21 protein-coding genes are annotated in these 22020 nt (G+C 72.0%); 2 read left to right on the forward strand and 19 right to left on the reverse strand.

Annotation, left to right across the window (positions count from 1 at the left end):
* Positions 1 to 52: 52 nt before the first annotated feature.
* The 11 genes from AC6EI4_RS11400 to AC6EI4_RS11450 all read right to left on the reverse strand — a co-directional run bounded on the left by AC6EI4_RS11400 (position 53) and on the right by AC6EI4_RS11450 (position 8405).
* Positions 53 to 655 (reverse strand): MerR family transcriptional regulator, encoded by a 603-nt coding sequence (locus AC6EI4_RS11400; protein WP_498425002.1) that lies wholly within the window; start codon positions 653 to 655, stop codon positions 53 to 55.
* A gap of 191 nt (positions 656 to 846) precedes the next feature.
* A complete protein-coding gene (locus tag AC6EI4_RS11405) occupies positions 847 to 1314 on the reverse strand; it encodes a bifunctional nuclease family protein (RefSeq protein WP_498425001.1) in 468 nt (155 codons plus the stop codon).
* A 42-nt stretch (positions 1315 to 1356) separates the two neighbouring features.
* The gene (gene ftsR / locus AC6EI4_RS11410; RefSeq protein WP_498425000.1) at positions 1357 to 2055 is read right to left on the reverse strand and encodes a transcriptional regulator FtsR; all 699 of its coding nucleotides are present in this window, start codon (positions 2053 to 2055) and stop codon (positions 1357 to 1359) included.
* Between the two features lie 70 nt (positions 2056 to 2125).
* Positions 2126 to 2668, reverse strand: coding sequence for a zinc-ribbon and FHA domain-containing protein (locus tag AC6EI4_RS11415; protein WP_498424999.1), 543 nt, complete (start codon positions 2666 to 2668; stop codon positions 2126 to 2128).
* 136 nt (positions 2669 to 2804) lie between these two features.
* The gene (gene gcvH, locus AC6EI4_RS11420) at positions 2805 to 3191 is read right to left on the reverse strand and encodes a glycine cleavage system protein GcvH (protein WP_498451510.1); all 387 of its coding nucleotides are present in this window, start codon (positions 3189 to 3191) and stop codon (positions 2805 to 2807) included.
* Between the two features lie 60 nt (positions 3192 to 3251).
* The gene (locus AC6EI4_RS11425; RefSeq protein WP_498451511.1) at positions 3252 to 4010 is read right to left on the reverse strand and encodes a DUF881 domain-containing protein; all 759 of its coding nucleotides are present in this window, start codon (positions 4008 to 4010) and stop codon (positions 3252 to 3254) included.
* Complete coding sequence (locus tag AC6EI4_RS11430) at positions 4003 to 4335, reverse strand: small basic family protein (RefSeq protein WP_498424995.1); 333 nt, start codon at positions 4333 to 4335, stop codon at positions 4003 to 4005. The genes AC6EI4_RS11425 and AC6EI4_RS11430 overlap by 8 nt, the downstream gene beginning before the upstream one ends.
* Positions 4332 to 5258 (reverse strand): DUF881 domain-containing protein, encoded by a 927-nt coding sequence (locus AC6EI4_RS11435; protein WP_498451512.1) that lies wholly within the window; start codon positions 5256 to 5258, stop codon positions 4332 to 4334. Before AC6EI4_RS11435 ends, AC6EI4_RS11430 begins: the two co-directional genes overlap by 4 nt.
* Positions 5251 to 5859: a cardiolipin synthase ClsA gene (gene clsA / locus AC6EI4_RS11440; RefSeq protein ID WP_498424992.1), complete on the reverse strand. Its 609-nt coding sequence runs from the start codon at positions 5857 to 5859 to the stop codon at positions 5251 to 5253. Before clsA ends, AC6EI4_RS11435 begins: the two co-directional genes overlap by 8 nt.
* A 123-nt stretch (positions 5860 to 5982) precedes the next feature.
* Complete coding sequence (locus tag AC6EI4_RS11445; protein ID WP_498451513.1) at positions 5983 to 7032, reverse strand: hemolysin family protein; 1050 nt, start codon at positions 7030 to 7032, stop codon at positions 5983 to 5985.
* Entirely contained in the window at positions 7029 to 8405 is a 1377-nt protein-coding gene (locus tag AC6EI4_RS11450; RefSeq protein ID WP_498451514.1) for a hemolysin family protein, read from the reverse strand. The genes AC6EI4_RS11445 and AC6EI4_RS11450 overlap by 4 nt, the downstream gene beginning before the upstream one ends.
* A gap of 247 nt (positions 8406 to 8652) precedes the next feature.
* On the opposite strand from AC6EI4_RS11450, the gene AC6EI4_RS11455 reads away from it, so the two are divergent.
* Complete coding sequence (locus AC6EI4_RS11455) at positions 8653 to 9546, forward strand: SMP-30/gluconolactonase/LRE family protein (protein ID WP_498451515.1); 894 nt, start codon at positions 8653 to 8655, stop codon at positions 9544 to 9546.
* Positions 9547 to 9552: 6 nt separating this feature from the next.
* Here the strand turns inward: AC6EI4_RS11455 and AC6EI4_RS11460 are convergent, their stop codons facing one another.
* The 3 genes from AC6EI4_RS11460 to AC6EI4_RS11470 are packed head-to-tail and all read right to left on the reverse strand — an operon-like array spanning position 9553 to position 13074.
* A complete protein-coding gene (locus AC6EI4_RS11460; RefSeq protein WP_498451516.1) occupies positions 9553 to 10764 on the reverse strand; it encodes an AI-2E family transporter in 1212 nt (403 codons plus the stop codon).
* A gap of 46 nt (positions 10765 to 10810) precedes the next feature.
* Positions 10811 to 11641, reverse strand: a complete 831-nt coding sequence (locus AC6EI4_RS11465) for a glycoside hydrolase family 16 protein (protein ID WP_498451517.1) — start codon at positions 11639 to 11641, stop codon at positions 10811 to 10813.
* Positions 11641 to 13074 carry an MFS transporter gene (locus AC6EI4_RS11470; protein ID WP_498451518.1) on the reverse strand — a complete coding sequence of 478 codons (1434 nt, stop codon included), beginning with the start codon at positions 13072 to 13074 and terminating at the stop codon, positions 11641 to 11643. The genes AC6EI4_RS11465 and AC6EI4_RS11470 overlap by 1 nt, the downstream gene beginning before the upstream one ends.
* Before the next feature lie 153 nt (positions 13075 to 13227).
* On the opposite strand from AC6EI4_RS11470, the gene AC6EI4_RS11475 reads away from it, so the two are divergent.
* Positions 13228 to 13956 carry a hypothetical protein gene (locus tag AC6EI4_RS11475; protein WP_498451519.1) on the forward strand — a complete coding sequence of 243 codons (729 nt, stop codon included), beginning with the start codon at positions 13228 to 13230 and terminating at the stop codon, positions 13954 to 13956.
* A 28-nt stretch (positions 13957 to 13984) separates the two neighbouring features.
* Here the strand turns inward: AC6EI4_RS11475 and AC6EI4_RS11480 are convergent, their stop codons facing one another.
* From AC6EI4_RS11480 to AC6EI4_RS11500, 5 genes are all read right to left on the reverse strand, one after another.
* Positions 13985 to 17356 carry an ATP-binding protein gene (locus tag AC6EI4_RS11480; protein ID WP_498451520.1) on the reverse strand — a complete coding sequence of 1124 codons (3372 nt, stop codon included), beginning with the start codon at positions 17354 to 17356 and terminating at the stop codon, positions 13985 to 13987.
* Positions 17353 to 18108 carry a DUF4194 domain-containing protein gene (locus tag AC6EI4_RS11485; RefSeq protein ID WP_498451521.1) on the reverse strand — a complete coding sequence of 252 codons (756 nt, stop codon included), beginning with the start codon at positions 18106 to 18108 and terminating at the stop codon, positions 17353 to 17355. Before AC6EI4_RS11485 ends, AC6EI4_RS11480 begins: the two co-directional genes overlap by 4 nt.
* Entirely contained in the window at positions 18101 to 19612 is a 1512-nt protein-coding gene (locus AC6EI4_RS11490; RefSeq protein ID WP_498424977.1) for a DUF3375 domain-containing protein, read from the reverse strand. The genes AC6EI4_RS11485 and AC6EI4_RS11490 overlap by 8 nt, the downstream gene beginning before the upstream one ends.
* A 123-nt stretch (positions 19613 to 19735) precedes the next feature.
* A complete protein-coding gene (locus tag AC6EI4_RS11495; RefSeq protein ID WP_498451522.1) occupies positions 19736 to 21535 on the reverse strand; it encodes an NAD-binding protein in 1800 nt (599 codons plus the stop codon).
* 13 nt (positions 21536 to 21548) lie between these two features.
* Positions 21549 to 21935, reverse strand: a complete 387-nt coding sequence (locus AC6EI4_RS11500) for a DUF6394 family protein (RefSeq protein ID WP_498451523.1) — start codon at positions 21933 to 21935, stop codon at positions 21549 to 21551.
* Positions 21936 to 22020: the final 85 nt, after the last annotated feature.

Here is a 22020-nt window from a genome sequence, read left to right on the forward strand (position 1 = left end):
CACCGCCTCACAGTCGTGCTGTGCGGTGGTGGGGCTTGTTGCGAAGAGCAGGTCAGCTGATCTTGCGGGCGGCGCGGCGGGCGGCGAGCTCGTCGCCGGTGCTCGCGTCGTCGGCGGAGGCGGTGCGCTCGCTGGGCAGCTCGGCGAGGGTCCCCTCGATCTCGCGCCACACGCCCCCGATGGCGATGCCGAAGACACCCTGGCCACCCTGGAGCAGGTCGATGACCTCGTCGTTGCTGGTGCACTCGTAGACCGAGACGCCGTCGCTCATCAAGGTGACGCGGGTCAGGTCGTCGGTGCCGCGGTTGAGCAGGTGCTGCACGGCGGTGCGGATCTGCTGCAGCGAGATCCCGGCGTCCAGCAGGCGCTTGATCACCTTGAGGATCAGGATGTCGCGGAACGAGTACAGACGCTGCGATCCGGAGCCCGAGGCGCCGCGCACGGTGGGCTCCACCAGGCCGGTGCGGGCCCAGTAGTCGAGTTGGCGGTAGGTGATGCCGGCGGCGTTGCACGCCGTGGGTCCCCGGTACCCCGTGTCGCTGGGCAGCGGCGACACGTCGTCGGTGAAGAGCAGCCCCTGCTCGCCTGCCAGCTCGGCGGCCTGCGCCGCCTGCTGATCCTGAGCCTTGGCAGGATTCTGCCCATTGTCGTTCACGCCCACGTACTTCCTCCGGTCAGATACTCCGTTATGCGTAACTCCCGAGGGGGAAGCGCTGGGGCTGCGGAAGCAACGACAGCGTTGGAGTTACAACAGAGACACTCCAAGGTAGATCCCCGAGGGTGGGTGGTCAACGCGCTCGGCGGCGTGTCGCAACCCTCAACCTCAAGGTGAGGGTGAGTCTTGACTCACTGGGAGTCGAAGTCCTCCGGAGCCACCTGGTCCAGGAACTCACGGAACTTCTCCACCTCGTCCTCCTGCTCCGCGGGCACCGAGAGCCCCGCTTCGTCGAGGACCTCCTCGGCGCAGACGATGCGGCTGCCGGTGCGCAGAGCCAGCGCGATCGAGTCCGACGGACGGGCGCTGACCTCGGTGCCCGAGCCCAGCACCAGCGTCGCGAAGAACACGCCGTCGCGCATGTCGGTGATCTGCACCTCGCTGAGCTCGGTGCCGGTCGCCTCGAGCACGTCCTTCATCAGGTCGTGCGTGAGCGGGCGCGGCGGCACCACGCCCTGCTGGGCGAACGCGATCGCGGTCGCCTCGACGGCCCCGATCCAGATCGGGAGATAGCGCTCCCCGCCGACCTCGCGCAGCAGCACTATGGGCTGGTTGGAGGGCATCTCGACCCTCACTCCGATGACATCGACTTCGCGCACATCACTCACCCTACTCTGCTGTCCACATGGCGCCGCGGCCCCTCAGGAGCCGCGCAGCCCGGCCTTCACCAGCATCGCGTGCAGACGCACAGAGAGCGCGGCGATCTCGTTGACCGCCTCCTCGGCGCGGGCCCGAGCGGAGGCGTCACGTCCCCCGCGCATCGGCGCCACCACCTGCTCCACCAGCCCGACCTCACGGTCCGCCGCCGACTTGAACGCACGCAGGTGGCGCGGCTCGATGCCGAACCCGGCGAGCTCGCGCGCGGTGCGCGCGATCACCAGCGCGTCGGCGTCGTAGTGGCCGGTGCCCGGGCGCCGCCGGACCAGCGCGAACTGCTCCAGCTGGTCGAGCAGCTCCTCGGAGATCTCGGCCACCTTGACCAGCTCGCGCCTCGACAGCCGAAGATCGCTGCGCTGCGCGAACGACTCGGCGCTGGGCAGCCCGTCCGCGGCCAGCGCGACCTGCGGCACCGTGGGCCCGACCGGCTCGATGGGCGGCGGCTCGAGCCCGCGGTCGATCGCGTCGAGGTGCTCGCCGATCACCTTCAACGGCAGGTAGTGGTCGCGCTGCATGCGCAGGATGTAGCGCAGCCGCTCGACGTCCTGGCCGGAGAACTTCCGGTAGCCGGCCTGGGTCCGCTCGGGCTTGATCAGCCCCTTGTCCTCGAGGAAGCGGATCTTGGGGATCGTCACCCCGGGGAAGTCGGCACGCAGCTCGTCGAGCACCTGCCCGATGTTCATCCGGGCACGAGAGGACCCCGGTGTGCCCGCCGACTGGGCGGCCGAGGCGCCTGCGGTGGGTCGCAAGACGTCAGCCGTTCGGGTGCCCGGAGAAGAACACGAGGCGGTACTTGCCGATCTGCACCTCGTCGCCGTCCTTGAGCTGCACCTCGTCGATGCGGTCCCGGTTGACGTAGGTGCCGTTCAGGCTGCCCACGTCGCTGACCGAGAAGGTCGACCCGACCCGGCGGAACTCCGCGTGGCGCCGCGAGACCGTGACGTCGTCGAGAAAGATCTCGCTGTCGGGGTGCCGGCCCGCGTTGACCACGTCGGTGTCGAGCAGGAACCGGCTGCCGGCGCCGGGTCCTCGCTGCACCACGAGCAGCGCGTGCCCGCTCGGCAGCGCGTCGACCGCCGCCGCGTCGACCGCGTTGAGCTGGCGATCGGAGGTGTCGGCCTTCTCCGGCACGCCGAAGGTGATCGTGGCGGTGGAGTCGCCCACGGCAGCGCCTCCGACCGCGGGCGTCTGCGAGGTCGGGGCGGGGTCGGAGTCAGTCACCAGGCGAGCGCCGCACTGCGAGCAGAAGCGGGCTTCGTCGGGGTTCTGCTTCCCGCAGGCGGTGCAGAAAGGCATCGGGTCTTCCTCCAGTGCGGCGTTCTCGGGGGACTTCCGGGGGTGACCGATCAAACCCTCAAGCAGGGGCTGAGGCTGATGGTTCCTACGAACCTATCAGCCGTCCCGGCTGGGGCAACCCGGATCGGTCGTTCGCTCACGACTCCAGCGAGGCGGTGTACGCCGCGGCGTCGAGGAGGCCGTCCACGACGGTCGCGTCTGCGGGCACCACCTCGAAGAGCCAGCCTGCTCCGTAGGGGTCGCTGTTGACGAGCTCCGGGGTCGCATCCAGCGCGTCGTTGCGGGCCACGACCTCGCCGGTGATCGGGGCGTAGACGTCACTGACCGACTTCGTCGACTCGAGCTCGCCACAGGTGGTGCCGCCTTCGACGCTCTCCCCCACCTCGGGCAGGGACACGAAGACGATGTCGCCGAGGGCGTCCTGGGCGAAGTCGGTGATGCCGATCCGCACGGCCCCCTGGCTCTCCCCCGGGACGCGGACCCACTCGTGCTCGCTGGTGTACTTCAGATCTTCGGGATACACGTCGATCTCCTCGTCTGGGCGGTGGGTCGGCGGCACGGGGGTGGCCGATCTCGGTGCAGGCTACTGGCCCGGGTCCGCCTGCGCGTAGTCCGGCTGCTCCGGCTGGCGGACGCTCTCGATGATGACCTCGTCGAGCTCCTCGACCTCGACGCTCGCGCCGTCCTCCTCGAGCTGCTCACGCGGGCCCTGGGCGAACTCCAGCGCCTCGGCGAGAGTGTTGGGCTCCCCGATCACCTCGATCACGAACGGCGAGGTGAGCAGCTGGCCGTCCAGGCGGATCCCGCCGGCGCCGTCCTCGAAGGCGCTCTGGGCGACGACGCGGACCCGGTCGTTGAACTCCATCGCCTCGGCCCCCGCGGTGCGCAGCTCCTGGACCGTGTCGAGGATGGACGCGACGCTGACCGTGCCGTCCTCCTCCTCGATGGTCAGCCGGATGCCCGGACCCGACACCGCGACCTGGCCGGCGAGGATGGCGAGGGCGTCGCCCCTCTCCTGGGCCTCCTCCAGCGCGGCCTGGCGCGAGGAGGTCGTCGTCTTCAGGTCGTCGCGGATCTCCTCGAGCCGGCTGATCTCGCTCTCCGCCCGCTCCGAGGTCCCCGAGAGGCCGTTCAGCACGTCGATCAGGTCCTGCTCGCGGTAGGCCGCGTAGGTCTCGTCGTCCTCGTTGGCGCGCACCTGGGTCACCGCGGCGAAGCCGACCACCGCCAGCAGCACCCCGACCACTGCCTGCGCCCGCGAGGGACGCATCAGGGCGCCGCCGAGCCGGGTGCGGCCCGACGCCGGCTCACGCTCCGGCCCGTCCGGCTTGCGCTCAGGCATGGAACAGGTGCCGTCGGATGGCGGCGACGTTGGAGAAGATCCGGATGCCGAGGACCACGATCACGCCGGTGGAGAGCTGTCCGCCGACGCCGAGCTTGTCCCCGAGGTAGACGATCGCCGCGGCGATCACCACGTTGCTCACGAAGGAGACGACGAAGACCTTGTCGTCGAAGATCCCGTCCAGGTAGGCGCGCAGGCCACCGAAGACCGCGTCGAGCGCGGCCACCACGGCGATGGGCAGGTAGGGCTCGAACCCCAGCGGGACATCGGGCTGGAGGATCAGTCCGAGGACGATCCCGACAAGCAGCCCCAGGGCGGCGATCACGACGTGGCTTCCTCTCCGGTGGAACGGTTGGCACCTGCGACATAGGGCTGGACATGGCGCAACTGCCGCGACTGCGCCGCAGGCAGCGACAGCGAGTCCACGGGCTCCATGTCGAAGGGTAGTTCGAGGCCGCGCTGCACGCGCAGGAACTCGAGGCCGCTCGACGTGTCGGCGAACCGCGACTGCAGCGACCCGGTGTCCCCGATCGCCAGGACCGTGTACGGCGCGGACACGGCGTGCAGCCGCGGCTCGCCGCTCAGGTAGACCGCGAGACCGGTGTTGTAGAACGCCGAGAGCGACGTCAGCCGCACGCCGTTCACGCTGATCGCCTCCGCCCCGGCGTTCCACAGACCGTCCACCAGCGCCGCGAGCTCGTAGGAGAGCAGGGCGTGCGCGGGGTTCCCGCTGGGGGCGGCTCCGACGGTGACGCGGAGGCCGGGGCCACGCACCGCCACGTGCCCGGTGCGGATCTCGAGCCGGCGCAGCCGTGACTCCGCGGCCTGCTCGTCCTCGGCGACTCTCTCCAGCGAGCTGGAGAGGGCGGCGTTCTGCTCGCGCAGCTCGGCGATCTCGCGCTGGGCCTCGGCGAACTCCGCACGCCCCGCGGTGACCTTGCTGATCAGGCTGGCGCGCCGGGTCTCGTCGGCGGTGGCGTTGCGCTCGGTCTGCACGAAGGCGACCACGATCAGCAGTCCGAAGACGGCCGCCACCACCGCGGCGGTCACGTGCCGCGGCGTCCGACGCTCCGACTGGTCGGGGTCGGAGCCGTCCGGCCCGTCCCCCTCGGAGCCGCGTGCGATCCGCGCCTTGCGATCGGCGACGACCTGGTAGTCCTGCTCCAGCGACTGCTGGGTGATCAGGGTGAGCAGCGGCAGGGTGACGTGATCGGGCAGCTGTCGACCGGGCCGCGGGGGCTCAACCATCGCTCACCTCGTCATCGGCGCGCTGCCCGCTGCCGGCCAGCAGCTTGCGGACCTGCCACACGTACAGCAGCCCGGCCCACCAGTAGAGCCCGATGCCCCAGAAGGCGAAGGCCCAGCCGAACACCTCGGCGAGCGTGGCGACCACACCCTCCCCGTCGCCGAGGAGCAGGAGCGGGAAGGCGTAGAGCAGGTTGAACGTCGCCGCCTTGCCCAGGAAGTGCACCGGCAGGGCGCTGTAGCCGCGGGTGCGCAGGAAGGGGACCATCGCGACCAGCATCACGTCGCGCAGCGGCAGTACGACCGCGACCCACCAGGGGATGATCTCGCGCAGGGCCAGGGCGACGATGACCGCCAGGATGTAGAGGCGGTCCGCGACCGGGTCGAGGATCTCCCCCAGCACCGTGCGCTGGTCCCAGCGCCGGGCGAGGTAGCCGTCAGCCCAGTCGGTGATCCCCGAGAGCATCAGCAGGCCCAGCGCCCAGGCGTCGGCCTCCGGGCCCAGCACGAGCCACAGGAACACCGGCACCCCGGCGAGCCGGGCCATGCTGAGCAGGTTGGGGACGGTCCATACCTGCGAGCGCTGCGTCATCTCGCCGGGCATGGGGTCGCCTGCATGTCGCGTGTCGCCAATCTCGTGTCTCTCGTCTGCCCCGACCGGGCGCTCCTCTCGGACCGTTCACACCCTAACGGCCACACCCCCGCGGCCCCGCGCCCACGGCGCCGCTCACGCGGACTCCTCGTGGTGCGCGGCGTCGCGGATCTCCCCCACCAGCTCCTCGAGGACGTCCTCCAGGGTGGCCAGACCGAGGAGCTTGCCCTCGGGGCTGACCACGCGGGCCACGTGGGCGCCCCGGCGCTGCAGCGTCTCCAGCGCGTCGTGCAGCGCGTCGCCCTCGCGGACCAGCGCGAACGGCCGGATCCACTTGTCGTCGATCACCCGGTCGCGGCGGGACTCGTCGGTCTCCAGCACGTCCTTGATGTGCAGGTAGCCGAGCAGCTCGCCGTCGTCGCTCTGCACCGGGAACCGGCTGAAGCCGGTGGCCGCGCACAGGTCCTCCACGTCGGCGGCGGTCGAGCCGCGCCGTACGGTGGCGAGCGTGTCGAGCGGCATCAGCACCGCGTCCACGGACTTCTCGGTGAAGCCCAGGGCGCCGGCGAGCCGGTCGTACTGGCCCTGCTCGAGCAGCCCCTCGCCTCGCGACTCCTCGACCAGCGCGGCGACCTCCTCGCGGGTGAAGGTCGAGCTGACCTCGTCGGTCGGCTCGACGCGCAGCAGCCGCAGCGCCCCGTTGGCGATGGCGTTCAGCCCGACGATGATGGGCCGCAGGACCGTCACCACGCCCATCATCGGCGGACCGAGCACCAGGGCGGCGCGGTCCGGCCCCGCCAGCGCGATGTTCTTGGGCACCATCTCGCCGAGCACCACGTGCAGGTAGACGACCACGGCCAGCGCGATCACGAACGCGATCGGGTGCAGCAGCTGGTCGGGCACGTGCACGGCGTGCAGCACCGGCTCCAGCAGGTGCGCCACCGCCGGCTCCCCGACGGCACCGAGGCCCAGGGAGCAGATGGTGATGCCGAGCTGGGCGCCGGCCATCACCAGCGACACGTTCTCCATGGCGCGCAGCGTGGTGCGCGCCACCCGCGAGCCCTCCTGGGCGCGGGGCTCGATCTGGCTGCGGCGCGCCGAGAGCAGCGCGAACTCGGCGCCGACGAAGAAGGCGTTGAGCGCCAGCAGGAGCACCGCGACGAGCACGGCGGTGAGGTCGCTCATCGGTCCCCCTCCCCCGCGTCGGCGTCGGCGTCGGCGTCGGCGTCGTCGAGGACGCGCAGCGACACCCGGTCGATGCGCAGCCCGTCCATGTGCTCGACGGTGAGCTCGGCCACCAGCTCCCGCGGGTGGTCGGGATCGGCCCGGTCGGGTACGACGACCCGGGTGTGGTCGCCGGCCACCGGGACCCGGCCCAGCTGGCGCAGCACCAGGCCGGCGATCGTGTCGTAGTCCTCGTGGTCGGGCAGCTCGATCCCGGTGGCGTCGGCCACCTCGTCGGGTCGCAGCAGCCCGGACAGCGACCAGACGCCGTCGCGGCGCAGCCGGGCCCGCGAGCCCATCCGGTCGTGCTCGTCGGCGATGTCGCCGACGATCTCCTCCACCACGTCCTCCAGGGTGACGATGCCGGCTTGCCCGCCGTACTCGTCGAGCACCACGGCCATCTGGAAGCCGTCGGCGCGCAGCAGCGTCAGCAGCGGGTCCAGGCGCAGGGAGTCGGGGACCACGATCGGCTTGACCATGATGTGCTTGATGCGGGTCGTGGCCCGCTCGGAGACCGGCAGTGCCACTGCGTGCTTGACGTGCACCGTGCCGACCACGGCGTCCTCGGCGTCGAGCACCGGGAAGCGCGAGTGGCCGCTCTGCCGGGCCAGCTCGATCACGGTGCTCGCGCGGTCGCCGGCCTCGACGCTGACGGTGCGCACCCGCGGCGTCATGATCTCCCCCGCGGTGCGGCTGCTGAACTCCACCGAGCGCTCCATCAGCTCGGCGGTGTCGGCGTCGAGGGTGCCCTGGTTCGCCGAGCGCTGGATCAGCGAGCTCAGCTCGTTCGCGCTGCGCGCCGAGCGGAGCTCCTCCTGGGGCTCGATGCCGAGGCGGCGCACCAGCGCGTTCGCGGAGTTGTTGAGGAAGCGGATCGGCACCGCGTTGAGCCGGGTGAAGCCGCGCTGGAAGCCCTGGGTGGCCCGGGCCACCTCCATCGGCTTGGCGATGGCGAGGTTCTTGGGCACCAGCTCGCCGAAGATCATCGTGAGCGCGGTGCCGAGCCCGAGCCCGAGCGCGATCGCGATCGGCGACACCCAGGACTCCGGGACCCCCGCGGCCCCGAGCGGGCCGTCCACCAGGTTGGCGATGGCCGGCTCGGCGAGGTAGCCGATGGCGAGATTGGTGATGGTGATCCCGACCTGGGCGCCGGAGAGCTGGGTGGACAGGGAGCGCAGCGCGCTCTGGATGCCCTCGGCGCCCGACTCGCCGTCGGCGACGGCACGGTCCACGCGAGCGCGGTCGATCGTGACCAGGGAGAACTCGGCGGCGACGAAGAGCCCGCAGAGCGCGACCAGCATCAGGGAGAGCCCCAGCAGGAGCAACTCGATCATTGACGCTCTCCCTCACGCAGCGCGGAACGGGAGAGCCGGGGACTTTGAGAACCGTCCATGGGCGGAGCTTGAGGTCCTTCTACGAGGGGGCGTGATCCCCCGCAGCCTACCGGGCGAGCGCCGATGCGTCCGAGCGATGCCGGACCGCGGCCCGCGACAGCGCCCCCCGCGGCTGGCCACGGCGGGCTAGGGTGCGCCCCATCAGCCACGCGATGCCGGGGTCCTCCCGCTCGGCGAAGGGAGCACGATGACCAGGAAGCTCACGACGTTCGCCTCCGGCGGCCACTTCTTCGAGGGGCCACGTTGGCACGAGGGCCGCTGGTGGGCCTCGGACTTCTACCGCCACGCGGTGTTCAGCTTCGCCGAGGACGGCACCGAGACCGAGGAGCTCTCGGTCCCCGGCCAGCCCTCAGGGCTGGGTTGGCTGCCCGACGGCTCCCTGCTGGTGGTGTCGATGAAGGACCGCCGGCTGCTGCGCCGGGCGCCGAACGGGGAGGTGTCGGTGTACGCCGACCTCTCCGAGGTCGCCACCGGGCACCTCAACGACCTGGTCGTGGACGCTCAAGGCCGCGCCTACGTGGGCAACTTCGGCTTCGACCTGATGGGCGGTGCCGAGATGCGCGACGCCTGCATCGCGCGCGTGGACCCCGACGGCTCGGTCACCGTGGCCGCCGAGGGACTGCGCTTCCCGAACGGGATGGTGCTCGAGGACGACACGCTGATCGTCGCCGAGACCACCGGCGCCCGGTTCACCTCGTTCCGGGTGGGGCCGGACGGGTCCCTCGACGACCGGAGCGTGTGGGCCTCGATGGGCGAGGTCCCGCAGACCACCTCGGTGATGGAGGCGCTCGCCACCGGGCTGCCCGCCCCCGACGGGTGCACGCTCGACGCCGAGGGGAACGTGTGGTTCGCCGACGCGGTCAACGGCCGGGTCTCGCGGGTGGCCCCGGGAGGCTTCGTCGCGGAGTCGATCCAGCTGCCGGCCGGGCTGGGCGCGTTCGCCTGTGCCCTGGGCGGCGAGGACGGTCGCACGCTGCTGATCTGCGTCGCCCCCGACTTCTTCGAGGAGAACCGGACGGCCGCGGCCGAGGCGATGCTGATGACCACCACCGTCGACGTGCCGCACGCCGGACTGCCCTGACGCCGCTCAGGCGGGCCCGTCCGAGCCCGGCTTCGTGATCGGGGCCGTCTCGACGGGCTCGTCGGGGCGGTCGTGCGCCTCGGTCTCCAGGGACCTGGCCACCGGGTCCGGCTCCGAGACCTCGGTGACGAGCTGGTCGAGGTAGCGCAGGATCACCGCGGCGACCGCCACGACCGGCACGGCGAGGAACGCGCCGACGATGCCGAAGAGCGTGGAGCCCAGCATCACCGAGAGCAGCACGATCGCGGCGTGCAGCTGCATGCTCTTCGACTGCAGCCACGGCTGCAGGACGTTGCCCTCCAGCTGCTGCACGCCCACGATCACCGCGAGAATGATCAGCGCGCCCGTCACGCCGTTCGACACCAGGGCGACCAGCACCGCGATGGCCCCCACGACCAGGGCGCCCACGATCGGGACGAACCCCCCCAGGAACGTCAGGATCGCCAGCGGTACGGCGAGCGGGACGCCGACGACGATCAGGCCGATGCCGATGAAGATCGCGTCGATCAGGCTGACCAGCGCCTGGGTGCGGATGAAGCCGCCGAGGGTCCCCCAGGTCTGGGCCGCGACCTCGGCCAGGTGCGGCCCGACCCGGCGCCCGCTCACCCGCCGCACCCACGGGATGAAGCGGCGCCCGTCCTTGAGGAAGAAGAAGGTCAGCAGCAGCGTCACGAACAGGGTGAGCAGCGCGGACGACACCGCGCCCACCCCGACCAGCACCCCCGAGGCGATGGTGCCGGCACTGTCGGTCAGCCAGCCCTGGGCCGCCTCGATCGCGTCGTCGACCTGCTCGCCGGTGACCGGGAGATCGCTGGTGCGCACCCAGTCCTGGATCTGCTGCAGGCCCTGCGAGGCGTCGTCGGCGATGTCGCCGGACTGCGACGCCACCGACGGCGCGATCCCGAAGCCGACGGCGACGAGCAGGCCGATGCCGCCGAGCAGGACCACCCCCGCGGCGAGCGAGCTGGGCAGTCGCAGGCGCCGCTCGAGGAACCTGGCCGGGGGTTGCAGCACCGTGGTCACGATCAGGGCGAGGACCACCGGCAGGAGGATCGACCAGAGCTGCTGGACGACCAGGCCCAGCAGGTAGGCGCCCAGCGCGATGAGCACCCATCGGGCGCTCCACCGCGCCACCCAGGCGAGACCGTCTCCGATCACCTTCTCGCGGGCGGGGGTGGAGGTCGGGGGGGCCGCCGGGGCCAGGTCGTCGTCGATCACGCCCCCGATAGTGCCAAGAAGTGCCTGACGATAAACAACGGCGCGCTCAGACCCGCTTGAACACGCGCAGCCAGTCCACCTGCATGCGCACGCTGGACTTGCCCCGGGGCAGCGACGGCATCCGGCCGCCCCGCAGCGGGTGCACGTGGGTCTGGAAGCCCGGCCACATCACCCGGTCGGGGATCGCCTCCCGGTTGCGGACCACGTGCACCACCCGGCCGTCGATCACGAACCGCAACGCCCGCGGGCCCCAGCGGACGCTGAAGACGTGCCAGCGGGTCAGGTTCGCGCGCGTGATGTGCTGGTCCAACCGGTGACGCACGGCGGTGCCGTAGTGGGCGGTGGTCATCACCCGGTGACGCTCGCCCCAGGTCTCGAAGACCTCGAAGTAGTTGATCTCCGGGGGCCAGCCGCGCCCCGGCCACAGCAGCGCGGTTCCCGACACCCCGGCGCCGCGGTCGAAGCGGATCCGGGCGTCCCAGCGCCCGTAGCGCCGCTGTGCGGCGCCCCAGCCCCAGGCCCCGATGCCGCCGCTGCGCCAGACCCCGCGCGCGTCGGGGTGGTTGGCGAGCGTCAGCACGCCCTTGCGCACCCACACCCGGTCCGGGTCCCACACGGTCCGCGGACAGCAGCCGGGCCGTCCTTCGAACTTGTTCCAGCGTTCAGTTCGGTAGCTGTTGAAATTCTCGGTGGCCACCCGCTGCCAGCCCTTGCGGGCGGCAGCGCCGGCCGGGGCCTGCGAGGACGTCGGGACCATCAGCAGGATCAGTCCCAGCACCAGCGCGACGCCGATCAGCCAGCGCAGCCAGGGCGCGCTGATCGGGGACCGGGGAGCGGGTCGAGCAGGGGGACGAGCAGAGGGACGAGAAGGCTGCATCAGGGAGGCTTCCGTTCGCTGCCCCCCGCGATTTTCACCGTAGCACCCGTGACCCAGACCACACCGGCCGCCGACCCGGCGTCCAGCGGCTCCCCCGCTCGCTCGGGAAGCCCCCAGGTGGCGAGCGCGGCCAGCACGAAGAAGCCCGCGAACACCGCGAAGAGCAGCCCGGTGCCACCGCCCACTGCGAGCAGCCAGGGCACCGACAGCGGCGCCACCACGGAGGCGATCCGCCCGAACCCGGCCGCCCACCCGGTCCCCGTCCCGCGCAGCCGGGTGGGGTAGACCTCGGGCGAGACCGCATAGAGGGCGCCCCAGGCGCCGAGGTTGAAGAACGACAGCCCCATCCCGAACCCGAGGATGGTGGCGCCGGTGTCGGCGTGCCCGAAGAGCAGGGCGAAGACCGCGGAGCCGAGCAGGAAGACCGACAGCGTGGCCCGGCGACCCCAGACCTCCACCAGCACCGCGGCGAGCGCGTAGCCGGGCAGCTGGGCCAGCGTGATCACCAGCGTGTAGCCGAAGGACTGCACCAGGTCCATGCCGGAGTCGACGAGCAGCTTGGGGATCCAGATGAAGGCGCCGTAGTAGGAGAAGTTCACCCCGAACCAGACCAGCCAGAGCGAGAGCGTGTGCAGGCGCAGCCCGGCAGCCCAGAGCGCCGCCGGGCCCGGGGTCGGCGCGGACGGCCCCGGGTCGGGAGCGGTGGCGGCACCACGGGGCGGCTCGGTGCCCGCCGACGCCTCGAAGCGTCGTACGGCGTCCTCGGCCTCGCGGTGGCGCCCCCGGCTCTCCAGGAAGCGCACCGACTCCGGCAGCCCGAAGCGCACCACCGCGGCGTAGAGCGCGGGGACGGCCCCGAGCGCGAGTGCCCAGCGCCAGCCGTCGTCGGAGAGCGGGATGACGTAGTAGCCGATCAGCGCGGCCAGCAGCCAGCCCACGGCCCAGAACGCCTCGAGCGCGACCACCACCCGGCCGCGGATCCGCGCCGGCGCGAACTCGCTGACCAGGGTGGAGGCCACCGGCAGCTCGGCGCCGAGACCGAGGCCGATGAGGAAGCGGAAGACCAGCAGCGAGGCCACCGACCACGACAGCGCCGCGGCACCGGTCGCCAGACCGTAGACCAGCAGGGTGATCGCGAAGACCTGGCGCCGGCCGATCCGGTCGGCCAGGAGCCCTCCCGCGCTGGCCCCGATCGCCATCCCGACGAAGCCGATCGCGGCGATCCAGGAGAGCGTGGTGTCGCCGAGGTCCCACTGGATCGCCAGGGCGGCCATCACGAAGCTGATCAGGCCGACGTCCATCGCGTCGAGGGCCCAGCCCATCCCGGAGCCGGCCACCAGGCGTCGGTGCTGACGGGTGAACGGGAGCCGGTCCAGCCGCTCGCTGCGGGTGAGGGCCTCGGCGGCCGGGCCGGCCGGGGTCGGTGCGTCCATCCGGATGTTCTACCGCACCCGCGACGGGCGGCACCCTACGCCCGGGCACTGGTCGGGACGCGGTTTACGGCACGGAAGTTGCGCCGGCCCTAAAGTCCCCGGCCCGGAAGACCGATTCGGATGGTGTCGCTGAACCCAACGAGGGGAAACCCAATGGCCGCCGAGATGACCCCAGTACCGGAGAAGGTCCGCCCGACCATGCTCCGGTGCCGCACCTGCACCGAGGTGAAGGAGGTGCGCGCCTTCACGGCCAAGGCCGCGATGAAGACCGGGTACCACCTGGACTGCAAGTCGTGTGAGAACGCCCGGACCCGCGCCCGGCGCGCGGCCGCCAAGCTCGGCCGCTCGAGCAAGCTGCCCGGCATCCCCGGGGCGCCGTCGGTGCTGGTCCCGGCGCCCTCGGCGCTGGAGCGCCGTGAGCGGGTCGAGGTCCGCCGGGCCCAGGTGGCCGCGGTCACCTCGCCCGAGGGGCTGCAGCACCTGCGTCGGCTGTACGGCGCGGGGCCGGTGCCGCCGTGCCGGGTCTGCGGCGCCGCGCTCACCCCGCGGGCGTCCAAGGGCGCCTACACGACCGAGTACGCCTGCAGCAACCGCAGCGTCTCGATCGAGGAGTTCCTCTCCCCCAACGGTCACCACGCGAAGTCGCTGTGGCGCCAGCCCCGGCCCGGCGACCCGCGCGTGATCGCCCTGCTCGACGTCGTCGAGGACAGCCTCGAGGGCACCGACGTGGCCCGGCTGATGGCCGACGTTCTGGCCCAGGCCCTGGGCGTCACCGACGACGGCGGGCTCGCCCGCCCGCTCGACCTGGCGCACATGGCCGCCTCCAGGCTCGCCGAGGCCAGCGGCGCCCAGCCGCTGCGCGCCGTGACCGCACAGCGCTGAGGACGCCTCGCGCGGTCCCCCCGCGCCCTCAGCCGGTCGGCGTGGCCAGCTCGTAGACGTGCGAGTGGTGGTCGGGGGTCTTGGCGATCATGAAGAGCTTGTCCATCTCCGGCTCCAGCGCGCTGACCTTGTCCAACGGCGCCCCGATGATGAGCTGGAAGCCCAGCGACTTCCACGCCTGCACCGAGCGGCCGGCGAACTCCGAGTCGGACTTCACGAACCCCTCGTCGAGGAAGACCGGCGCGAAGCGCGGACGGATCCGCTCCTCGTCGCCGAGCTGGTAGCGCAGGGCCGCGCCCACGATGAAGGCCACCAGCTCCTGGCTCTCGCCACCGCTCTTGCCGCCCAGCGTGGAGTAGGAGCCGACCTCGCGGTTCTCGCGGTCGTAGCGCACCGCCGTCACCTCGACGTGCTTGCGTACGTCGAGGAAGTGGTCGCGGCGGGCCAGCACGGCCGGCGAGGCGCCGTCGGGCCGGCTGATCAGCGTCATGAAGCTGCGCAGCCGGGCGAAGCGCTCCTCGACCTCCTCGGGGCTCAGGTCCTTGGTCGAGGTCGACGACAGCGACTTGAGGGTGCGCTTGAACCGGGTGACGTCCTCGCTGGCCAGGCGGCGCAGCTTGATCTGCAGGTAATCGCCCGCCGGGCCGAACTGCAGGGTGCCCAGGATCTCGTTGACCGGACGCAGCCGCTCCTCGATCTCCTCGACGGCGGTGTCGAAGGCGGCGTAGAGCGGCACCAGGTCCTGTCCCGACCAGCCCGCCAGCCGCCGGCTCCACTCGGCGCGGCGCGCGTGCAGGCCGGCCTCCACGATGTGGTCGAGGATGTCGCGGTAGCCGTCGACGGAGCCGACCTCGACGCCGAGGTTCGGGTCGGGCCAACGGCTCTGGTACTGCTCGAGCAGCGTGGTGATCGCCTCGGCGGCGCGTCGAGCCTCCTCGCGGGCGGCACGCGACTGCTCGGCGAGCCGACCGCGCAGGCGGCGCAGGTTGTCGTGGAAGCCGCGCAGGTCCTCGGGGTCGCCGACCTCGCCGAGCTGGCCGTCGAGGTAGGCGCAGGCCGCCTGGTCGAGGTCGACCCGCTGCTCGGCGTCGATGCGGTCGAGCTCGCGGGTGACGGTGTCCTTAGTGTCGGCGAGCTCCTCGGCGCGCCGGCTGAGCTCGTTGACCGCGGCCTGGGCGGTGTGCTTGCGGCTGCCGACCTCGTCGAGCTGGGCGAGCACCTCCGCACGCTCGGCACCGAGCTGGCTGAGCAGGTCGTTGCTGCCCAGCAGCCGCTCGTGGGCCTCGACGTTGGCGGCGATCCGGGCGTCGACGTCGTCGAGGTCGACGGTGCTCCAGCGGGTGTTGAGCACGGCCAGGTGGGCGTCGCGGCGCCGCTCGAGGTCCTCGATCCGGGCACGCACGTCGCCGTGCTCCGCGGCCAGCGCGTCGAGGCGCTCGTCGAGGGCGGCGATGTCGGCGGCGATCTCGCGCAACCGCGACTCGTTGGAGAACCCGATCATCCGGGTGCTGCTCAGGTCGCCGTGCGCGGCGCGGCGCCCGTTGCGGGTCTGACCGGACCGGCTGACCTGGGGCTCGCTGCCCCGGAAGTCGTGGGCGGTCTCCACGCACAGGTGGTCGGTACGGGGGCTGGAGACCCGGTCCTGGACCCACCAGGAGAACGGCGACTCCTTGGTGACCAGCTTGCCCGAGACCCGGCGCGGGTCGCCGACGCCGGGGCGGTGCGGGCGGTGCGCGACACCCTCGAAGTTGACCCGGATCGGCAGACGCAGGGAGTCGATGGCGCGGGAGAACTCCTCGAACCGGTCGTCCTCGACCAGCACGATCCGCGCCAGCGACGCCAGCGTCACCTCGACCGCGCGGCGCCATCCCTCCTCCCCCGGCGCGACGTCGACCAGCTCGGCCACGAAGGGAAGCTCGTCGGGGTCCATGCCGGCTGCCTCGGCGAGGGCCACCCGCGCCTCGTGCAGCGCGCGCGGGACGACGCTGGCGCGTCCGCTGAGGGAGTCGCGCTCGGCGACCAGCTCACGGCGGGCGTGCTCCTGGGGCCAGCGCCGCTCGTGCAGCGCGGTCTGCTCGGCGTCGAGCCCGGCCCGCTCGGTGGGGTAGGCGGCCAGGAAGTCGTCGGCCGCCAGGCGGGCCTTGTCGAACTCCGCCTCGTCGGCCGGCGGCGTGCCGAGCGCGCCGTACGCGGCCCGGAAGACCCGGCGGGCCTTGTCGGTGTCCTCGCGCAGGTCCTCGAGCCGCTCGCGCTCGTGGCGCAGCCGCTGCAGGCTCTGGCCGCCGTTCGCGTGCATCTCCTCGGCGAGGATGTCGGCGCGGTCCTGGAGCACCCGCTCGAGCGCGATCGCCTCGCGCGCGGCGAGCTGCTGGCGGGCCAGCTCCTCGTGGTTGGCGTCCTCGGCGCTCTCGAGCAGCGCGTCCTCGGTGCGCAGCGCCCACAGCACCAGCGGGGTGTCGCCGTCGCGGGAGACCCCGAAGGTGTCGATCAGCCGCTCCTGCTCCCGGGCCGTGTCCAGCTCGAGCTGCAGCTCGGGCAGGCGGCGCAGCACCCGCTCCTTGTCCGCCTCGGTCTGCATCGCGTCGTAGGCGGCCTCGAGGTCCTCGAAGTGCTCCACGGCGCGCTCGGCCTTGGCGTAGGTGCCGGGCTGCTCCAGGACCATCGACTTGTAGAGGCCGTCGACGGTGTTCACCTGCATCCCCGACTGCACGCGCGCCAGCAGGCGCAGCGCCTTGCGGCCGTCGCCGTTCTGGCCGATGCCGAGCCGGGTGTGCAGGGTCTGCTCGAAGGCCCGCACCGTCTCGTGGAGGTTGATGCCCTCGAAGGCGCCGCGCAGGGTGCGCTTGTCGAAGCGGGAGGCCGCCAGCGGCTCGAGCTCGCGCAGGTCGAGGTAGCCGTCGTAGGTGGCCCGGGTCTGCGACACGTCGGCGTACGTCGCGGCGCCGGCCCGCGCGTAGTACACGCGCAGCACCGTGAACCGCTGGCGACGGTCGTTGACGAAGGTCAGCGCCAGCGCGCCCCAGACGGGTCGCCCGTCGTCGCCGCGCAGCACCTTCTCGGTCGGACCGCCGGCCTCGCCGGCCCGGTTGTCGTCGATCTTGCCCTTGAGGTAGGTGAGCAGGTTGCGCTGGTCGGCCGAGCGGGCCTTGCTCGTGGAGACGTCGTTGGAGGCGCCGTTGAACGGCACGTCCGAGGGCATCATCACCGCGATGTAGGCGTCGAGGAACGTGCTCTTGCCGGTGCCGGTGGCGCCGGTCAGCAGCATCGAGTCGAGGGAGAACTCCACCGAGTGGTAGCCGTGGAAGCCGCCCCAGTTGACCATCTGCAGGGTCTCCGCGCGCCACTGCGTGGTGCCCTCGGTGGCGCCGGGGATGTGCATGAGCGGCTCTTGGGCGATCATGCGGGCACCTCGTCGTCCTGCTCGGTCTCGTCGGGCTCGGTCTCGTCCGGCTCGGTCTCGTCGTCCTGCTCGGCCTGTGCGTCGTCCGGGCCCCCGTCGTCGGGGTCGTCGCTGGTCGCCCGGGTCAGCCACTCGGCCAGCTCGTTGAGCCGCTGCAGGGGCAGCAGCACCTCGATCACCGGTGCCACCTTGAAGCGCTCGGGGTCGTTGGTGCGCAGCAGGATGCGCGCCTTGACCAGGGTGGCGAGGGCGTTCTCGGCCCGGCGGCGGTCACCGGAGCGGTCGGTGGCGTGCTCGGGCCGGAAGGCGGCGATCTCGTCGAGCAGGCCCTCGCGGTCCACCAGGACCACGCCGTTGCCGTCGGAGCGCTGGCTGCGGAAGCGCTGGCGCAGGACGACGAGCAGGATCGTCTCCTCGCGGGTGTAGGCGGTGTCGTGCAGCAGCGTCGGGAAGGCGGGACCGATCTCGGGGACGGCCTGGCGCTTGAACGCGACCTGGTAGGCGTGGTCGATGTGCAGATCGAGGAAGAGGTCGTTGAGCCGGCTCTTGAGCAGCGGCAGGTCGGCCAGCAGGGTGCGCCACTCCCCCGGGTTGCGCTCGGCGCTGAGGTAGCGGTGCTTGAGCAGCGCGACGAGGGTCCGTCGCTGCTCCATCGTCAGCGCGCCCTCGTCGCCCTCGAACAGCGAGAGCGAGGAGTCCTCGGCGGGAGCGTCGTCCTCGAAGGCGGCGTCGAGGTCGTGGACGTCATTCATCGACAGGTCCTTGCGTGGCGGGGGCGTCGGCGGGGGCGGGGACGGGTGCGGCGAGCCGGAGGACCGGGGTCTCGAAGACCCGGCGGGTGCCGTCGGGGCGGACCGCCTCGAAGCGGTCGACGGCCTGCTTGTCGGCGGTGGCATCCCACTGGGTGAGCAGGTGGAGCATCCCGACGATCTCCACGGGACGGCGCAGCTCGGGGGGCAGCGCGTTGAACACCTCGGCGGCCGAGGTGAGCTCGCCCTGGGAGACGGCCTCGCCGAGCAGGTCGCGCAGCTCGCCGAGCGAGGGGCCACCCTGCTGACGCAGCTGCTCGAGGCTGAGGCCGACGGGTGTCTCCACCGGGTCGGGGATGCTCAGCGACTCCGGTGCCACGTCGGCGGCCGGGTCGTGCAGGCGCTCGCGCAGGTGGGGCAGGTGGAAGGTGCCGGGGATCAGCTCCACCTCCACGCGGGAGCGGGGGCCTGCGGTCTCCATCCAGGTGACCAGCAGCCGCTCGACGTGGCGCAGGGTCTGGTCGACCTCCCGGTCGCGGGCCACGTCGTGGTGCACGATGTGCTCGCGCAGCGTGGAGGAGAGCCGGGTGCGCTGGGCGAGCACGTCGTCGATCCCGCGTCGGATGACGGCGACGGCGCTGCGGAAGTCGCGGTGGTCGTCGGGGCCGAGGCTGTTCGCGAAGGGGTGCTGCAGGATGGCCTGGATGTCGCGCCCGAGCTCGTCGAGCAGCTCCTTGTCGCGCAGCAGCTCGAAGGCACCCTCGAACGCGCGGCCCTCCTGGGTGGCCTCGAGCAGCTCGTCTGAGCGGCGCAGGTACTCGTCGAGCACCTCGCCCACCGGGCGGTCCTCCTCGCGGAAGTCGCGCACGATCTTGCGGTGCATGGCCGCCACCGACTCCTCGACGCGCTTGAAGTCGCCGGGCAGCTGGCCGATCAGGTCCATCAGGTCGACGTAGCCGGTCTGCATGTCGTCGATGCTGGCCGGCTCGATCTCTCCGCCGGCGACGATCCGGTCACGCTCGGCGGTGAGGCGCTCGATCTGGTCGTTGAGGCGGGCGACGCGGGTCGCCGGATCGGGGTTGGCCTCGGTGGCCCAGCGTCGTACGGCGTCGACGATGGTGTTGATCCGCGAGCCGCTGATCAGCGCCCGGTCCCGGGTCAGGCTCTGCACCAGGTCGAGCGCGTCGACGGCGTGCGAGGTGAGGGAGTACTCCTCGTCGCCGGACTCGTCGAGGGTGCGGTAGAGCCACTGGTCGCCCATCCACCGCAGGCACAACGAGCGGCCGGTCTGGTTGGGCGGCACCTCGACGCCGGCGATGCGCAGCTCGTCGAGGTAGGCGTCGATCTGGGTGTGCAGGCGGTCGGCGTGGACGGTGCGCACGTCGGAGCTGAACGACGTCCGGAAGACCGACAGCACCAGCGGGGCCCATTTGCGGTCGAGCAGACGCAGCGTCGGCCTGTCGAACGCCTCGGTGACCCGCGCCAGCTCGGCGACGATGCCGCTCATGCCCCTCCCGGGTCCTCCGCACGCGTCCGCCGGGTGCGGACGAGATGCCTGGAGGACGGTAGGCGCTCGCGGTGGCGACCTCGCATTCGGGGGTGTCGGCGGTCCAGCCGGGTGCGCCGCAGGTCACCTGCTGGGGCGCCGCCTCGCCCGGGCTCGGGCCAGTCTCCGCCAGATCCAGGCCGACGGGATCACCTCGTCGGCGAGGACGTACGCCGCGGAGGTCTCCTGGGTGAGCGTCGCCTCCAGGGCGTGGCGCGCCGAGGGGCGCCCTGCGACCAGGAGCCTGTCCCCCGGCCGGAGGAGCTCGTCGTCCTCAGGCGCCGGGGTCACCACCTCGTCACGCAGCAGGGCGAGCGGGACGGCGGCCAAGGGGCTCTCCCGATCGTTCGGGGAGCGCAGCAGGTCACCGAGACGCACCTGGCCTGCCTCCAGCCAGGGCATCACGGCGGGGGCGTCACGCTCGCCGATCTCGACGCGCCAGATGTTCGGTGTCCAGGGTCCGCACCGCTGGACCAGCCGGTCGACGACCTGCGCGGCCCACGCGTCACCGAGGTGCGGGACTTGGGGCAGGAAGCGCATCAGGGAGGGGTTGGCGAGGCGGGCGAGGACCTCGTGGGCGACCACCTCGGCGCGGACCATCGCGTGGTCGATGCCGAGCGCCTCGAACAGGGCGGCGTTGCCGGGCTCGTTGTGCCGGGCGACGAGGACCAGGTCGGGATTGGCGAGCCGTGCCACCTCCAGCAGCCACAGGTTCGTCATGTCGTTGTGGGTGGCGGCGACGAAGGCGACGGCGCTGGACAGGTCGGCCTCGTCGAGGGCGGCCTGCGGGAAGCGGTCGGCGCCACCCTGGACGCGCTCGCCCTCGACGACCGTCACCTCGATGTGCTCCTGGCGCAGGTCCGCGGTGATGTCGCGGCCGAAGTCGTCGAAGCCGCAGACCACCCAGCGCCCACGCGGCAGGGGCGGTCGGCGCTGTGGGAGCGGGGTGCCGGGCGCGCTGGTCAGCCACATCATCAGCTGGTGGGCCGCCGGGGAGCGGTACAGGATCCGCAGGTGGTTGCCGAAGCGCTCGAGCGGGTTGACCACCTCGGTGTCCCCGAAGGCGCGCATCCGGTCCTCGGTCTCGTGCGAGCTGGCCTGGGCGATCACCGGCAGGGTGGGCCGGATCAGCGACGTGGTCATCGCGACGTCGAGGTTGACGTCGTCGTGCTCGCTCAGGGCGAGGACGGCTTCGCAGTCGGCGCTGCCCAGCCCGGCGAGGATGAGGTTGTCGGTGTTGCGGGCGTCGCCGACCAGGACCGGGACGTCGGCCCGGTAGGCGTCCAGCTCGATGGACGCCGCCCGCTCGTCGTCGCGATCGATGATCACGAAGCGGCGGCCCATGTCGTCCAGCGAGCGGGCGATGCGCCGGCCGATCTCGCCGTACCCGATCAGCAGGAGGTACGGCGCGCCGATGTGGCGCACCTTGCGCTCGAAGAGCCGGCGGGCCACGGCGCGGCGGAAGGCACGGTCCTGCACCAGCGAGAGCATCGAGCCGATCGCGTAGGCCCAGCCGATCACCGACATGAAGATCGAGCCGGTGACCCACATCCGCTGGGCGGGCGAGAACGGGTAGGGCAGCTCGCCGAACCCGATCGTGGTGGCGGTGTAGCTCATGAAGTAGAAGGCGTCGAAGAGGCTGAGCCGGTGCGGCTGGCCGGCCGCGTCGGTGCCCGGGATCAGGGACAGTCCCAGCACGCTCAGCGCGAAGAGCGCGATGAGCAGGATCAGCGGCGCGCGCATCCGCCGCAGGACGAGGAAGATGCCGGCGGTGGCCTGCTCCTGGGCACCCTCGGGGAGCTCGACGGCGACGGCCTCCACGTGCTCGCGCCGGGTGCGGCCGCCGACGATCCCGGCCAGGCTGCTCGGTAGCCGGTTCCCCATGGGCTCGGCCCCGTCAGCGACGCTGGAACGAGACGGTCTCGACGACGAGCAGGACCACCGAGACCACGTTGGCGAAGAGCGCGCCGGCGGACAGCGAGACCACCGCCGAGGTCATCTCGACGGTCATGCCGGCCTCGGTCACGTGGCTGGCGTAGGACCAGACCACGGCAGCCGCGATGAGCTGCAGGCTGGCCACCAGGCTGGTCGCCAGGTGCACGGCGCCGATCTGGGTGCGGTCACCGAACTTGAGCACCGTGGCGATCAGGTTCACCACCACAGCGGCGAACAGCTCGTAGACGTTGTGCACCGCCGGGTCACCGATGTCGCCGAGGGTGAACCCGAAGTTGAGGGTCGCCGCGAGCAGCACGAAGAAGCCGAAGACGACATTCTCCAGGTTCATGGCACCCTCCCAGCGCGCGGACTCGGGCATCGTAGCCTCACCTACCCCGCCGAACGCGGAAGTCGGGAGGCCGCCGCGCCCGCCG

It is taken from the genome of Nocardioides sp. Z43_10 (assembly GCF_059766615.1).